This is a genomic window from Paenibacillus sp. PDC88 (assembly GCF_900106725.1).
In the GTDB taxonomy this organism is placed as follows: domain Bacteria; phylum Bacillota; class Bacilli; order Paenibacillales; family Paenibacillaceae; genus Paenibacillus; species Paenibacillus shunpengii.
Map to the genome: position 1 here is coordinate 15325 of NZ_FNNT01000022.1, position 15180 is coordinate 30504.

The 15180-nt window shown below is 39.1% G+C and carries 16 protein-coding genes; 5 read left to right on the forward strand and 11 right to left on the reverse strand.

Annotation, left to right across the window (positions count from 1 at the left end):
* The first annotated feature begins 102 nt into the window (after positions 1–102).
* Positions 103–1269 (forward strand): DUF4062 domain-containing protein, encoded by a 1167-nt coding sequence (locus BLW49_RS27975; protein ID WP_256209965.1) that lies wholly within the window; start codon positions 103–105, stop codon positions 1267–1269.
* Positions 1256–1447, forward strand: a complete 192-nt coding sequence (locus BLW49_RS27980) for a hypothetical protein (RefSeq protein ID WP_090728157.1) — start codon at positions 1256–1258, stop codon at positions 1445–1447. The genes BLW49_RS27975 and BLW49_RS27980 overlap by 14 nt, the downstream gene beginning before the upstream one ends.
* A 127-nt stretch (positions 1448–1574) precedes the next feature.
* Here BLW49_RS27980 and BLW49_RS27985 read toward each other — a convergent pair whose 3' ends face one another.
* Complete coding sequence (locus tag BLW49_RS27985; protein ID WP_090728160.1) at positions 1575–2489, reverse strand: DNA/RNA non-specific endonuclease; 915 nt, start codon at positions 2487–2489, stop codon at positions 1575–1577.
* Between the two features lie 113 nt (positions 2490–2602).
* Positions 2603–3211 carry a hypothetical protein gene (locus BLW49_RS27990; RefSeq protein WP_090728161.1) on the reverse strand — a complete coding sequence of 203 codons (609 nt, stop codon included), beginning with the start codon at positions 3209–3211 and terminating at the stop codon, positions 2603–2605.
* Positions 3212–3563: 352 nt separating this feature from the next.
* Here BLW49_RS27990 and BLW49_RS27995 point away from each other — a divergent pair, with 352 nt between their 5' ends.
* Positions 3564–5417, forward strand: coding sequence for an S-layer homology domain-containing protein (locus BLW49_RS27995; RefSeq protein ID WP_090728163.1), 1854 nt, complete (start codon positions 3564–3566; stop codon positions 5415–5417).
* 546 nt (positions 5418–5963) lie between these two features.
* Here the strand turns inward: BLW49_RS27995 and BLW49_RS28000 are convergent.
* Complete coding sequence (locus BLW49_RS28000; RefSeq protein WP_090728164.1) at positions 5964–6302, reverse strand: YolD-like family protein; 339 nt, start codon at positions 6300–6302, stop codon at positions 5964–5966.
* 4 nt (positions 6303–6306) lie between these two features.
* On the reverse strand, positions 6307–6588 hold the full coding sequence (locus BLW49_RS28005) for a hypothetical protein (protein ID WP_177178858.1): 282 nt from the start codon (positions 6586–6588) through the stop codon (positions 6307–6309).
* Between the two features lie 211 nt (positions 6589–6799).
* Between BLW49_RS28005 and BLW49_RS28010 the strand changes: the two genes are divergently transcribed.
* Together BLW49_RS28010 and BLW49_RS28015 are read left to right on the forward strand one after the other, a co-directional pair.
* Positions 6800–7957 carry a hypothetical protein gene (locus tag BLW49_RS28010; RefSeq protein ID WP_090728166.1) on the forward strand — a complete coding sequence of 386 codons (1158 nt, stop codon included), beginning with the start codon at positions 6800–6802 and terminating at the stop codon, positions 7955–7957.
* A gap of 85 nt (positions 7958–8042) precedes the next feature.
* Positions 8043–8591, forward strand: a complete 549-nt coding sequence (locus BLW49_RS28015) for a hypothetical protein (RefSeq protein ID WP_090728167.1) — start codon at positions 8043–8045, stop codon at positions 8589–8591.
* A gap of 654 nt (positions 8592–9245) precedes the next feature.
* Here BLW49_RS28015 and BLW49_RS28020 read toward each other — a convergent pair.
* The 7 genes from BLW49_RS28020 to BLW49_RS28050 all read right to left on the reverse strand — a co-directional run bounded on the left by BLW49_RS28020 (position 9246) and on the right by BLW49_RS28050 (position 15051).
* A complete protein-coding gene (locus BLW49_RS28020; protein WP_090728169.1) occupies positions 9246–9605 on the reverse strand; it encodes a response regulator in 360 nt (119 codons plus the stop codon).
* Positions 9606–9729: 124 nt separating this feature from the next.
* Complete coding sequence (locus tag BLW49_RS28025) at positions 9730–10452, reverse strand: thioredoxin domain-containing protein (protein WP_170862603.1); 723 nt, start codon at positions 10450–10452, stop codon at positions 9730–9732.
* 266 nt (positions 10453–10718) lie between these two features.
* Complete coding sequence (locus BLW49_RS28030; RefSeq protein ID WP_090728172.1) at positions 10719–11537, reverse strand: hypothetical protein; 819 nt, start codon at positions 11535–11537, stop codon at positions 10719–10721.
* A gap of 257 nt (positions 11538–11794) precedes the next feature.
* Positions 11795–12106: a hypothetical protein gene (locus tag BLW49_RS28035; protein ID WP_139237060.1), complete on the reverse strand. Its 312-nt coding sequence runs from the start codon at positions 12104–12106 to the stop codon at positions 11795–11797.
* Positions 12107–12369: 263 nt separating this feature from the next.
* Complete coding sequence (locus BLW49_RS28040) at positions 12370–13821, reverse strand: DUF2325 domain-containing protein (RefSeq protein WP_139237059.1); 1452 nt, start codon at positions 13819–13821, stop codon at positions 12370–12372.
* Entirely contained in the window at positions 13763–14440 is a 678-nt protein-coding gene (locus BLW49_RS28045) for a hypothetical protein (RefSeq protein ID WP_090728177.1), read from the reverse strand. The genes BLW49_RS28040 and BLW49_RS28045 overlap by 59 nt, the downstream gene beginning before the upstream one ends.
* Before the next feature lie 227 nt (positions 14441–14667).
* The gene (locus BLW49_RS28050; RefSeq protein ID WP_090728179.1) at positions 14668–15051 is read right to left on the reverse strand and encodes a hypothetical protein; all 384 of its coding nucleotides are present in this window, start codon (positions 15049–15051) and stop codon (positions 14668–14670) included.
* Positions 15052–15180 lie beyond the last annotated feature (129 nt).

Here is a 15180-nt window from a genome sequence, read left to right on the forward strand (position 1 = left end):
ACCGTCAACGGAATATTTAAATAAAAAACATGCCTATAAAAATTAACCGACATGCAGGAATACGCTATAATTTGTTATATGAACTACATAATCTGATTGGATGTGACACTTGCTTTGTTTACCAAGACCAAGATCTTTATTAGCTCAGTTGCACAAGATACTCTTAGCCGTCTTCGGGGAAATATGTGGGAGATTTTGAGAGAGCTCGGCCACGAGCCCATGCTCTTTGAACGAAATTTTGGGGCATGGGATTCTCATAGTAACCCAGTACAAAAGTGTATCGAATGTGTTAGGGAATGTGATGCCTTTTTGCTCTTCATTAGCAACAAGGCCGGCACTTTCTACGAACAATCGCAGCGTACTGTAACGCATATGGAGCTGATTGAAGCATGTAACAAACGCAAAACAGTTCTCGTTTTTGTGGATAGTGCCATTAAAACTGAATATTTCTCCAAGGCTAAGGGAATTATTGAGGAATACGAAAAGGCCCATATAGCAGAGACCTCCTCATACCCAACGGCTGGAGAAATTGTCGTTGCACTTCGCCAGACTGATTTATTTTCCCACGTGGACCCATATGTATGGTTTTTCATCCATGACATCGTTAAAAGAGGGATCTACTTTGAGAGTATTGATCTAGCTGTAGCTCCAGATTGGAAGGGTTATTTCAGCGATCTGTTACGGAGAGGAATCCGGCTTATGCCTTTCAAAGACACAATTGAAACGAATGAGCAGCAGCTGGAATTATATGATCAATTTTATGATACCCTGTCCAGGGCAATTCCATGTATGAGTATTGCTGAGATCCACAACGTTCAGTCACTTCTGGAGTCATTTAAAGTCTCAGTTACGGGTAATGTCGTTGAACATGACTATGGATTTGTAAAAGAGCCTGTGGGTTCTTATGATAATTGCTCGGCCGTAACGCTGTACAAGTTTCAACATGACCGTATGGTGTTATTAGGGAGGACGGGAAATGCTACGGGAGAAGAGTATTATCTGATGGACAACCAAGATTCTTACGTCGTTCTTACGTACAGTAATCTTGGAGACCGGATATTCTTCAAGGAAGCAAACTGCACCTTTTATTATTGCCTCCGACTCCCAAATCATGTAATGAGCTTCCACCTACCGTGCGACCCTGAGTGGAATACTGAAAAGTTCATGTCTTCCAAAGACAGCGTGATACGTGCTATAATGAACAATAATGCACTGGCTTTCGATCTTGTGCGAATGTTAATAGGAGGGTTGCAACATGCCGAAAACTAAAGTATATGTATCAATCAATGGTGTTGTATCCGAGGCAGTAGGTAGTCAGCCAAAGGACGCTTTACTATTTGCAATTTCTCCGAAAACGGCTGCACAAATCATCTCGGAGCAGCGGACTCATCGTCGGAGAAATAGCGAATTACTGAAAGAACGACTTGATGAAGTTTTTAAACGATAAATTTTTACCGGTGAAGCACATCACTTGTCCCCTATGGACTTTGTGACGTGCTTTTTTTTCATTACATGATCACATAAAAAACCAGATACCCATTAGAGGGTAATCTGGCTCTTCTCGTTTGCAGTGATTACTCACCCACAATTCCGTCACCATCACCATCTCGCATAAATTCAAAAAGCCAATGCTCACTAGTAATTGGCATACTGAAGCCGGCTGCTTTTGCTTCTTTTATGGTCACAATTCCATTGCCGTTTGTGTCGATACTGGCAATGGATTTATTTGTATCCACTGGATCATACTCAGTAATTTTTGTTAAACCGAGTGATTCATTGATTTCGTCAGGGTTCGCATTTTCGAATGTATCAATGATTTCATTACCCTTCACGGTATAGATATATTGATAACTTGAAGGAATCTGGGTTTCAGTGTTCGGATAAGTGATGATCGCTTCAAAATTAGTTGCTCCACCTGCGCTACGAATTACTTCTTCCATATATGCTTGGTCACCATGACGATTGAGTGTACTATTTTGCGGAGTAATGTTGTACGCATTTGATACCCCACCCAAAGAATCAGCAATAATGTGTCCTTCATCTAAGCTGTCACTTTCGACACCAGGTACTTTTGCCTCATCGTTATAGTATCTACCATTTGATAAGACGGGTTCGTTACGGTCATCTTGTAGGACTATTTCGTCTGCAATCACTCGTATTAATTGGCCGTGTTCATTAGTAAATGCCCAATATTCTCTATTCCCATAGCCAATGTCAACGATAGCATTTGGTTTGCGAAATCCAGACAAATCACCACCGTCTATTTCAATGAGCTCATACTTCGAAAAATCAATATCTCTTTCTTTATCTGGTTTCGCTTCGGGATCCGTATTTTTATCATCAGAAGTTACATTAGCAGGATGTTCTACAGTCGTTTCATTTTGTGTATCATTCCTTACTTCCGTATGTATTAACTCTTCTGTATTGCTACAACCACTCAACAACAAAGTTAATGATAGCAAGACAGACATTATTATTTTGTTTTTCATTTTCCTCATACTCTCCTTATAGCTCTGAATTACAGAAGTGTGCTTTCTTTCCGGATAGTCTTTATGTGATCGTAATTCCTCTTCTTTAGTCGATCTTAATCTAGCCGCTTATATTAGCTCTCCTTACTGCTTGTAGCAGAGATTTGAATAAATAAATCACGTAATTTGCTCAATCCATCCTTGCTAAATACCCCTTTCTTCACGCCCTGAGCAATCAATGCAATCATTTCATCTTCTACTAAGTCAAGAGGCCTCGGTTGAAAATGATGTTTTCCTTCGTCATCAATATTATAGTAAGCAAATCTAATTTCTTCGCGGTCGAGCTTTTTTATTTTAATTCTCTGAATTACCGGTCTATAAGTTTTCAAGTCGAGATCTCCTTCAGCTTTCACTGTACAGTACCTTGTATCATTCACCATAATAATATCTCCAAGCTCTTCAGCATCCATTATGGTACAAGGATTGCTGGTCTTGTAGTTAATAATCAGACCTCTTAATTGACTGTCTTGTACTTCGGTCAAATCAAAACAAATCCTATTAAGTTCTAATCTATCCGGCATAACGGAATTCACTTCGTACTCTTCCAAAATAACTCCCTGGTGCACAACAATCAATCTGTTCTCATTAATATATTTCTTTATGTTAGCTTTCCAAGCACGCGAAGTGCGCTCTTTAAGTCCTGAAGCTGTTGTAGGTACTTCCTTAATTTTTATAATAATCATTTTTAAATCCTCCCTAAAAATATTGGTAATTATATAATATATATTTACCTTGCTTATGTATATACTTTTTATTTACTTTTTTAATTACTTCCTCTTTACTTTATCATTGTATAAGTCTCCTGAAAGATTTAGTCGTTTTGCCCTTATTACCATGCGGAGGTAAACAGGCGTAAAAACGAAGCAAGAAAGATTCAGCAGCTACCGATTCTCTCCTTCAGCACAAATTGAAGGGTCAATTTTTGTAAGATATCCTGATGAACCTTCCGATAAATATAAATACGTCCTAAATTTCCGATAGATTAATCTTTGTGGAATTAAGGGAGAAAATACTTAAGCAAGGTGGCTTAAAACGATGAAATTATCACTCAGAAGATCGAGGAAATGGCTGATTCTACCTGCGGCAATGCTGATCGCTACAGTCTTATCGGCCCCCGATGCACAGGCAGCTAATGTACAGCAGCTGACGGAGCAACGAACAAAACAGGATGTCTTGAATAAATGGGAACAATACAAGCCCATGGAAACAGGAACAGCCTACATGCCGGCTGACCAAATTTACTCAGAATCTCCCAGCGTCACAGCTCCCTTTAAAGCAGGCAGGATAAAATCCAAATATGTTGAGGATGGTATTCGAGCTGTTAATTTTGTAAGGTACCTGGCTGGATTACCAGATGACGTTACAGCAAACTATTCACTTGCAGACCAGCAACAGGCGGCTGCAATGGTTATCGCAGCAAATAAACAACTAACTCATTATCCAAGCAAACCTGCAGGTATAGACGAAGCGTTATATGCCTCAGGTAAAGAAGGAGCAAGGACAAGCAACCTATACTCCGGAGGCCCAACTTTTTATAACAACGTGCTAGGTTATATGGCTGACAGAAGCGCATCAAATATCGACCGTGTAGGACACCGCAGATGGATCATCAATCCAGAGATGAAACAAACCATGTTCGGCATGGCACATGCAACTAACAACGTTGCATACGAATCGATGTACGCATTTGACAAAAGCCGTCCAAAGTCCGAGGTCCAGTATGATTACATCGCCTGGCCGTCTGCAGGTTACTTTCCTGAAGAAGTTTTCAGAACAATCGATCCATGGTCTGTATCTATGAATCCAGAGAAGTATGATAGAAAAAAAACCGACCAGATTCAAGTGAAGTTAACCCGAGTGAGGGACGGAAAAGTATGGAGCTTTGATGAGAACGACAAGGATAAATCCGGCAAGTATTTTAATGTGGATACAGGACCATATGGGGTTTCTTTCGCAATTGTTTTCAGACCTGATGGGATAGGGGATTTTGCGATGGATGATGCCTTCGACGTTGAAATTACAGGTATATACACCGTTGGAGGAAGTCCAACGGAGATTAAATTCACGACAACGTTTTTCAAGCTAATGCCTACTTTATTGGCTCGCTATGATATCGAGCTTAATAAAGGAGAGACCCTTCAAATGGGCCTTGCTGAAGGCTTCCAGACCAGCGGAAATACCTTTGAGAGCGGAGATAACCGCATCGTTAAGATTGATTCAACTGGTAAAGTCACAGCTATAGGTAAGGGATCAACTTGGATTTCTGTTAATAATTACTTAGGAATGAGAAGTATTGTCTACATTGAAGTGGAAGATGTTCCGGAAGAAAACAAAGTAAGTAACTGGGCTCAGGCGGATTACATGCAGGCAAAAGCAAACGGACTTATTGGATGGCCATTTGATCGATCTTATCAGCGGTCGATCAACAGAATGGAATTTACAGAGATGGCAGTACATATGATCGAAACGGTGCTTGGTCGTGATCTATATACTGATGTATTAGGCGTCGAGTCCCCTTTTAACGATATAGATGATTGGAACATTACTTGGGCAAACCAGAACGGCATCATTAACGGTACATCGCCCAATACATTCTCTCCAATAGCAACGATTACTAGAGAACAAGCAGCCGCGCTTATCATTAAGGTATATGAAAAAACAAAAGAGCTGCAGGGTACAACCGATTCTGCTGCTGGATCTACTACAACTTCATTGTTCGCGGACGATACAAAAATCTCACCTTGGGCAAAGGAACAGGTATATCAAGCAGTAAACCTTTCCTTAATGAACGGCATGGCGAAGAATCAATTCAACCCTAAAGGTGAGCTCACCTTCGAGCAAACTTATGTACTTTTACTAAACTGCTTTGAATTGTTGATGGAAAAGTAGTAAATGAAGGCCACCCGCATAGTGAACTGCACCCCTAATGTTAGACACCATCTAACATTAGGGGTGCAGTTCACAGAAGACGGTTTTTTATGCTAATTCTCACGGATGTAATAACTATAATATCCATTGTTGTGTTGTTATATACGGAGTGTTCTTATCAGTAAGATTTGAAGGACGATGGTATATTATCTAGGAATAATGAATACAATTATATTAGTTATAAAAATCAGCTGCAATAAACGTGGGTTTCTTAGAGACCCACGTTTTTTGTTGTCATTATACCCCCTATCTTTAATCGTATATCTCCTTAGTATATAGAGCATCTACTGAGATTGCAGCAGTTGTTCTATCATAAACCCGAACCGTCTTATTCTCTCCAGGCCCTTCTCTACCTTGCCTACAGGACATCCAAAACGCCTACATCGTGAGCTCGTTATGTTTAGGGCCATATAAGCAAGCAAAGAGATAAGCCCTTCACTCAATCGAAAAGGGCGTCATAAATCTCATTTTAATACAAAGTGTCTCTAAGCTGTTAGATCACAGAAATCAAAGATTTGCGGATACAATATTCCCAATGTTAATCCAATGCCATTCATCTTTAAATACAGTTAGTTTGATCTCACGATTACTCGCACTAATTATTGTCACGATACCAATGTATCTCTTATTTTCAACTTCGTGATAAACCGTTAAAGTAATTGGTTTCCGATTATTGAAGGAGTCGACTAACAAAAATTCAATATGCCGTATTTCTTGTTCATCGAGATTAGGCTTACGATGCTCCATTCGTTCAAGCTCGTTTCTCCTACGTGTCCAAGCTTCTCGATGTTCAGGATATATTATTCTCGATCCTTCAAAAATACCGTTTCCTCTCAGCTTTTTCATAAAATTAATACCTGGTCCAATAATCCACAGAACCACTATCTGTAATTTGTGGCTGAGGACGTGAGGACTCCCTTTCCCACCCCTCAAGAATGATAATAGTATTCAAATCAGATTGATCATCCCATGATATGTAGTTGTCCTTTTTCAGGAACATCAGAGCTTCTGATATCCGTTTCTTATCCTGCCCCGTTTTAGTTTCAAGTTCATTTAAGGTAGGCATTCTTCTCCGCTGATTAATGTAGTTGTATAGAATTCTAAGTATCTTGCGCTCGAAATCAGGCAGCATATTCATCACCCCTATAAGAACATTTGTTTGTATATTATACTCAAACAAACGTTCTTATATCAATAACAATTTTAGTAAATCCACCATTTCGTACTCAATCAATTTCTCCTAAGTCCTCGCAAACCGTAAACAGCATTTGCTTTCTCTAATAAGGGACCATGTTTTAACCGATAAACGAATGGATTGTATTCATGATAATAGGAGGAAAAAAATGAAAAGAACGTTAGTGTTGATTCTATTATGTATCTGCTTGGCCATAAGTCCGTTGAATCCGAAAGTAATGGCTTCGGATAACAAGGTAAAAGAACTCCCCGATCCTGAATGGGTAGTTGATCACCGAACAGGTGACGTACGTAAAGTCAATAATCTCCTGTTTACTATAGGAGATGAATACGTTATTTCTGTACTCAATGATAAGACTGGTGCAAAAAGCTCAGAAGTAGATATCATTAACTCAACTTCCGTTTTATCTGGTTATTTTGGTTACTTAAATCAGGTTACTTCTCAAGGAGTTATTTCTGTAGTCACTGGCCATAGGAAAGGCAGTTCTAAAGATCTCTATTACAAGTTACGAGCTTTTAATCAGAAAGGGAAACAAATATGGACCTATACCTTTACTGATAAAACAACCAATGCTGCAGGAGCTGTAGGACAATACATACTAGAGGACGGTACCCTTCTTGTCTATTTGAAACTTTCAGCTTCTAGCTATATGACATACAACTTTACTCAACAAGGAAGGTTGATTAAGAAAAAGAAGGTCTCAGAATTCATCAACGATTATCAAAATGGTTATTTTGTGACGATTAAAAATTGGTCTGGTACAGGGAAAGAATATAAATCAACCTATTCATTTTATGACAGTAAGTTTAATCTAAAGTTCACGCAAAAAGTAAATGGTCTCTTCGTTGAAGGTGTACTACGCGACGGGACAGTAATATATTCAGATACGAACCAACAAGGATTACATATATTGATGGCCAAAGATCAGAAAGGAAAACTATTGTGGAAAAAAACATTCAAAGTAAATAAATCTTACTCGCGTTCAGAGATATTTACTTCTGATGGAAAAGGATATTACTTTATTCTGAACAACACAATTCATTTATTCGATAAAAAAGGACTGGTCAAAAATCTCTCATTGGGATCCGATTCTGCTTATTCTGTGACAACATCAAAAGACGGTACCCTCATGTTCCTCTATGATGATAAAATTACTTTTATGGATGAAAAGAGCTTGGGACGACTAGCCACCTTCAGTTATGATAACTCGGTATATAATGAATTTTACTATTTTGGGGATGGAATTTTGTATCAATCTACCCAATCAGGAGAACGCAAGCTTATGAAGTACAAACTCAGTTTTTAAGAACCGACTTGTTATATAAATCATATCGACTCTCTTTTATAAATATAATTAACGTCATTAAATTTCAATGCTTTGAGGTGTAAATATGATTAAAGGTTTAATCCATAAAACAATAAAAGAGATATGGGAAAACAATATATCTAAAGATTATCATGACAATTTCCTACTAAGAGAAGATTCACTTAAAAACGCATTTTACTTCCATCTTCGTTCCTCCTTATCTGATTTACTTATGGAACAGAAATTACGGATCTATACCGAATTAAATTACAGAGATATAAACGTACCAGGTAGCAGGGCTGATCTTGCTGTCGCACAGCTGGACGACTTAAATGAAATTCAGGAAGTTATAGCTGTTATTGAGTTTAAATATAAAAGAAGTAATGTAAATGAACGTTACTACCAAGAAGATGTTAGAAAGATCGTAAATTTAGTCAAGTCCTCTCCTCACCCTATTTACGATGAAACGTATTACTATCTGGCTTTTCTAAACGAGACTATTTACGAACCAATTCGCTCAGAACATCTTTCGTATACTACACCCTCGGATCGAGTCGTTGCAGCAGGTCGTATTACAGAACTGTTAGGTTATCAAGAAGACGGAGTATCTACTTGGTATAGTATTGATCATTGAAGTATAGCTTGTAAAAGGACACCCTTAAATAGCAGGTGTCTTTTTCATTTCAAACTGAATCAGACGTGGAGCCAAAACTCCGCATTATTTCCCGTTAACACAAGAAAACCGCCCATTATTTTGGACGGCTTTCAGACGATAATATCTGCTGAAATATTTATCGTAAAAATATATTATCCTTTAAAAACTAATATTTCAAGCTTGTTTATTTATTCTTCCATTAGATTCGCTTTTAACATCACAAGCAACTGTAAGCTTGACTCCTTGTGAGTGTCGAAGTCTGATATACCTGGTCATTTACACTAAATTTGCTTATTAATATCCTCCCCCTCATTTGGTTTCTTTTCTTTTAGAAGGCGCCTGTATCGTGCTATAACAGTAATTCCTATGCAAATGACTATAAGACTACAGAGAAACCAAAAAACAAATATAATCACAAGCCAATCAATTAACTCCAACTTATCTACCTGCTTTCCTTACTGAAACTGGCAAACATCTTTTACAGATACCTTTCCATTCGTAGCCTAGATTCATTAACTCTCATTCATGATAACCTCTGGTCATTTAAGTAAAACTCTTTCAAGCAAGGTATAACTTATGATTTCTTCAGTATTCAAGACAACAAGTTCTTAATTGAATTTCTTACTGTTTGGGTTACCCTAAGACTTTATCTACACTCTCTAATACCCTATCCGCTTGAAACGGTTTAACTACAAAATCATTGGCCCCGGATTGAATAGCCTTTATGACCATAGCCTGCTGCCCCATTGCAGAGCACATTATGATTTTTGCTTCAGGAAAGCTCTTTTTTATCTCTTTCACTGCTTGAATTCCATCCATTTCAGGCATGGTAATGTCCATAGTCACAATATCGGGTTTATGTAGATGGTACTGTGCAACAGCTTCTACTCCATTCGAAGCTTCGGCAATCACCTCATGCCCTCCTTTTATAAGTATCTCTTTTACTATCATTCTCATAAAAACTGCATCATCAGTTACAAGCACTTTAGCCATATGTGATATCCCTCCAAATGAAATGTTGGTGGAAAAAGAAAAATAAAACGAACTACTCTCTTATCCGGTTAATCTATCTTCATAAGTAGCTCTGCAACATTGTAAATTTTATAATACGCTGCTCTCAATATTGAGACTTTACTAGCTTCGAATCAATGATTTCGTAGAGATCACTAATTGCCGGATTTGTATACTGCTTACTGTCCACTATGAAAGTCGGAACACTCGGAACACCATTTGCTTGTGTAATAGCGAGATCTTCCTTAACTTCATAAAGACCTTCTAGATTATCTAGGCTCTTTTTAACCGCTGCAGCGTCCCCGTGCGGAACATGCTTCTCGATCAAATCAAGAAGAAACTTTTCATTAGCCCATATCGTTCCCTTGTCGCCTTGATTTTCATAGATAGCCTTTTCGTATTCCCAGAACGCCTCCGAATTTTGCTTCCAAAGAATCTCCCCAACCATCGCAGCCTTAAGACTATCGGGACCAAGAAATGAGAAGTTTATGACAAAGAACTGAACCTTGCCGGTATCGATGTACTTTTCTTTAAAATCATCAAAATTTTCTGTGTTCCATGCCTTGCAGTAAGGACATTTATAGTCAATGAACTCAATAACCTTAACCGGTGCATTAGGATCTCCTATGTACGCCTGTTTATCCAATTTATAATCGCCTGCTGAAACTGATATTTCCTCTTTAACATCCTCGTATGTAGGGTAAACTTCTTCTTGGTCTGACCACGCGGCAACGATCGCTAACGAAGTTAGCAGTACAATTGCAAACCCTAAACTTGTGATCAGAGCTACCTTATTTCCAAATCCTTTTTGCTTCTTATTCATAAACATTTCTAGCATCCCCTTTGCTTTTAATTGGCCATTAGCCGGTTTATCTTGTTTGCTTTCCGGAGTTGAGCGAACAAAAAAAGCACCTCATAAGAAATCATCTGATTTCTTATGAGGTGCTTCCCCATTAGGATATTTGATTATTACAATTATATATCAAAAACTATGCGAATTCCAGATAACAAAATAGCTTATGTAGTTAATCAAAAAAGATTTCAGGGCAGCACTCATATTAAGCATAACGAGTAGCTCCTGAGAGTGGCACCTGTTTAACTATCTAGATATCGATTAAACTCGTCGACTGTGTAGTAGAAAACAATTTCGTGAGAACGCACTTTCTCCCCTATAGGTAAATAGGAGATTACGTTCTCTCTCGGACCCCCATGTATAAGGTAGTCATATACAGTTTTAACAACGAGGTCACCTAGAAACTCCAATTCTTTAGGGTAATCATATTTTCGGTTCGGCAGACTAAACTTTAGGATGTACGTTGATGTCTGCTCCTCCCACTGATTCACCATTTCTGGGATGCCCACAAGATCCCCTACATCTTTCAGAAATTCTGGACGCTTATCCACATGACCTCCGTAACCAAATACATTATTAGAACAAACAAATCCCCATACCGGCTCATCCCTATACAACTTAAACGAAACCTGCTGAATATGCCATTCCTCACCCTCACCAGTTGCGTATCTGGAAAGGGGATTTAGCTTGTATGTCTTCCCTTGATGTGTTAGTTCGGCCCGATTCGGATCTACGGTAATTCCGTGTTCCTGGAAGAACACCTTCAGAGGGGTATCTTCTATTAAAGCACTCTGTAGATTAAGTAGGCCCTTCCTCTTTAGAGTTTCACAAAAGTCATTGTTGGTCGTCACATGGAGGGAAGCGAGAAATACTTCCCTATTTGCAAAGGGGTCTTTCTGAATGCCAGCGAATTCTTTAAATGCTTTTACCGTGGCATCTTCTCTTTCTAGGCCCAACAAAAATTCAGTTATAAGAGATTCTCTACCGTATATCTCAAATAGATCGACAAATGTCCTTTCTGATGCACTATAAGATGTAAGGTCTATATCTAACCTTCTCACACTGAATCCCCTTCCTTTTCCTACTCTATATTAAATACCTGCTTTCTCTCTGCGAGTGCAATGTTTACCAATAGTCTCCCCCGATATTTAAGAAACTAGCAACAATATAATTTTGCAGCAGCCATAGCATACTTCGATAGTCTCACGACATAAGTTATTGTTCAGTTCTTCTTTTACATCGGTTGCTCATATAGAGAAGTGAAGGTTTTATCATAATAGTATACGAAGCAGCTCCTTTGAGAGGAAGCGGGCTTCTACTATGGCTTCTCGGATACAATATGCGTGGTTTCCCGCTCGGTCAGTTGTATCCCAATGACTTTATTGTTCATATCTCTTAGTACAAGGCTGTGATACGTACCATTTATGTCGATGACATTCTCACGGTCATACGAATCCATTTGATTAAAGTGACTAAGATGTGGAACCGCCTTTTCAGCATCACCAAATACATAACTATCTTTGCCTTTTACAACGATAACTGCTAAACGCTCCTTCAATCGCTGTAAACTACTGTCCGCCTGCTGTCCGGACAATACGGTAGCATCATATGCATCATATGATTCCTGCAAGGGTTCGTACACCCCTGGAGTAGAATTTACTCCTCCGCTGCATCCGGAAAGCAAAACTGCTAATATTACGCTCAATACAAGCTTTCTCAAGTCCCCATACACTCTCCCTTTAAACGAGAAAGCACCCCTAACATGACTGATGGTTCATGTTAGGGGTGCTTCCCCATATCCGTATTCAATTGCTTTAATTATACGTCGAGTGATAGTGACTGTAAATACGAGATCGTATTGTTAAAGCTTGTTTTTTCTCTTATACGATTAACTTACTCATGTTCACCATGGACGTGCTCGCCGCGAATGATTTGCTGATTTTCCCACAGCTGCATCCGAAGATTCGATTTCGATCCTTCAATTCGGAAGTGGGGAATTCGATTCTCTTTGGCGATATCAATACAGCTCCACGTCGCTTTGTGAGAATTGGCGGAAAGGAGCAGGAACATCGCATTTGCGCGACGGAGCTGAGCATGTATTCGCTCTGGATTCTCTCCAGTCTCATGAATAAGCTCTGCACCTGTTTCCTTCACCACCACTTCAAACCATTTAGACAAGCCACCTACAATGACGATTTTGCAGCCTTCAAGAAAACGTTCCCCCACTTGTTTCTCAGCTTTTGATCGGTTGGATGTTTTGGTCTTCAATAAGGATTCATGCGTTGCCAGAGGCTCAGTCCGTTTAAACACTCTAGATAATCTGGCGTAGTCACCGCCGATCGCTACATTAAACGAGCACGGATCACCATCTTGTGGATCCTGCATATCCACGTCCTTCTCATAGATCGGGAACTTATTCTCTGGATTGTTTATATCCACGCAATAGTAAGTAAAGTGGCTCCCCAGTTCGATATATCCCATATACTGATGGATGGGGGCGTGTGAATCATCACCTTGCAACAATAGTTGGATATTCTGAGCTACTGATCCATCTTCTCGTGCCTGAGGTTCACAAGCAACCTCAGCTTCATGCTCGAGTCCAATAGAATTAACCACGGACTCCGGGATATTGAAAGTCTCATTGTTCTCCATCACAATGTATCCACCATGATCCTTGCGGAAAAATGTTCCTAAACTTGGTTTGCTACTCTCAGTTTCTTTTTGTTGAGTACTCTCATCTCTAATCTCCATTGGTTTCGTAATCCGATCAAGATCTGATATAGCCGGTGCTCCGTTCGAGGAATCGGAGTAAAAAGACTCTGTCTTGGAAGAAAATTCGTCATGAGTGGACTTAAAGAATGACTCTAATGAGTTAATCAGAAGTAAAGCATCGCTAAGTTTTGCTCTAATCAATTCCTTTTGTTGAGGAGCGCTGCTGCCGCGCATGATTGCATACAGGTTATCCACTCTCAAGTTCAAAACTTGAATTATTCTATCCACCATAAGCTCAGTACGCCCTTGCTCTTTTAAGGAAGCCAATTCACTGTTCAATCGATTGATTACGCTTTTAAATCGAATTATCTCTGCTTCATGTTTAGTTTTCAGATTCTGCTCACTTGCTTCCCGAAGGTCGATACTTTTTTGAGCCTTTCGTAGCTGATTTGCTAATTCGAGCTTTTCTCGCTCCAGCGTCGAGGCTCTCATTTTCTCGGCTTCAGAGAATTGCTGAAGCTCGATCACAATTTTCTCATTGGATTCATAGTCAGTCTTCAGCATGTTATATTCGCTAGTTAATCGCTGATGGCTCTTCTCGAGCGTTCTGAGCTCTCTCTGTAATGTAAGCAATCACCTGCTCAGCTTTTTGTCGAAGCTCTCTCTCGTGGACAATAATGAGGCTTTCCTTGCTTTCGTCTGGCTTTTTCTTACCTTGAAGATTGGAATCTAGATTAGACTTATCCACCTCATCCCGTATTGGATCTGGAAGGTCGGATTCAAGTTGAATTAAACGCTCCTTTATCCGATCATCTTCAATTGGGAAAAAGCGAAGTGACCAATAATAATGCCATGGACCATAACTTTCTATCAAATTCTTTTCCTCTGCCAAGTATCCTTCGACGTTAAGCTCGTCCATATCTTCGTATAGCGGAATAATCTGCGTTACTAGCGCTTGAATTACCTTCGATTTTACTTCTTTTTTGTTCATTCGGGTTCGTAGAAGCTGGATAAACTGTCCGTCAGGGAAAGGACGATCTGTTGTTGCTCTTATTTTTAGATTCAAGAAATTTGCCATGGAACGTTTATTCGTATCAGAAACTTCGGATAATAAGTTCGAAAACTCCTTATATTTAAAAGGTAAATTCATCTGATTAATAAGCACTGCCTCAAAGTGCTCCGCAACAATTTTCGAGTCAGTACTATTATCCGGTAGAATTCCCATCAATCTTGCTAGCGATTTGAAATTCATTAGAAATCCCCCTCCGTTATAATTAGTTAGATTGAAGACTGTAGCAGCAATACAAGGCAGAAAGCACCACAAAATAGACTGACGCCCACTTCGAGGTGCTTCTACAATCCGATATATGATTATGTATAATTATACTTGATAGACACTTCAAAGGAAATCTAGCATTATTTCTTGCTATACTGTCTTTTTACTTTCTATTAATTACACTTTTCTTACTGCTTGTCCTTCTATTTAGCAATAGGAAGGTTTTTGTCATACAAACCAGCGATACGTAACACCTCTACCCAGGAGGCATTTTTGCCGCCAACATGCTTAACTATGGTGATTGGACTAGGGTAAGCTTTATGGTTGCGTTTAAACCTAAGGTAATCCATCTTAGTAAAGTTCGTACCTAGATGGTTTGAAACCTGATGTAATATCTCAATACATTTTTTCTTGTTGTATTTACAGCGGCGCCCCCGTTTATTAGTGGTCAATTGAATAATATTTTTGTTTTTTATAATCTTAGGTTTCTTTTCAGGAATCGCCTTCTCGATAATCGGAGTTAATAGTTCTCTCTTCTCTTCGATCACCAGGCCCAAAATTGTGTTTTGAAGATTCGTTTTTCCCAAAATATAATTCGTAACTACTGACGGTCGGTCGTATCCCGTTAGAATTCCTGTAATACGAATATTTGGAGTTTGAATAAAAAAGAACGCCTCGTTATGATGGGGTTACGCACGAGGTCATTGCCTCAAAAA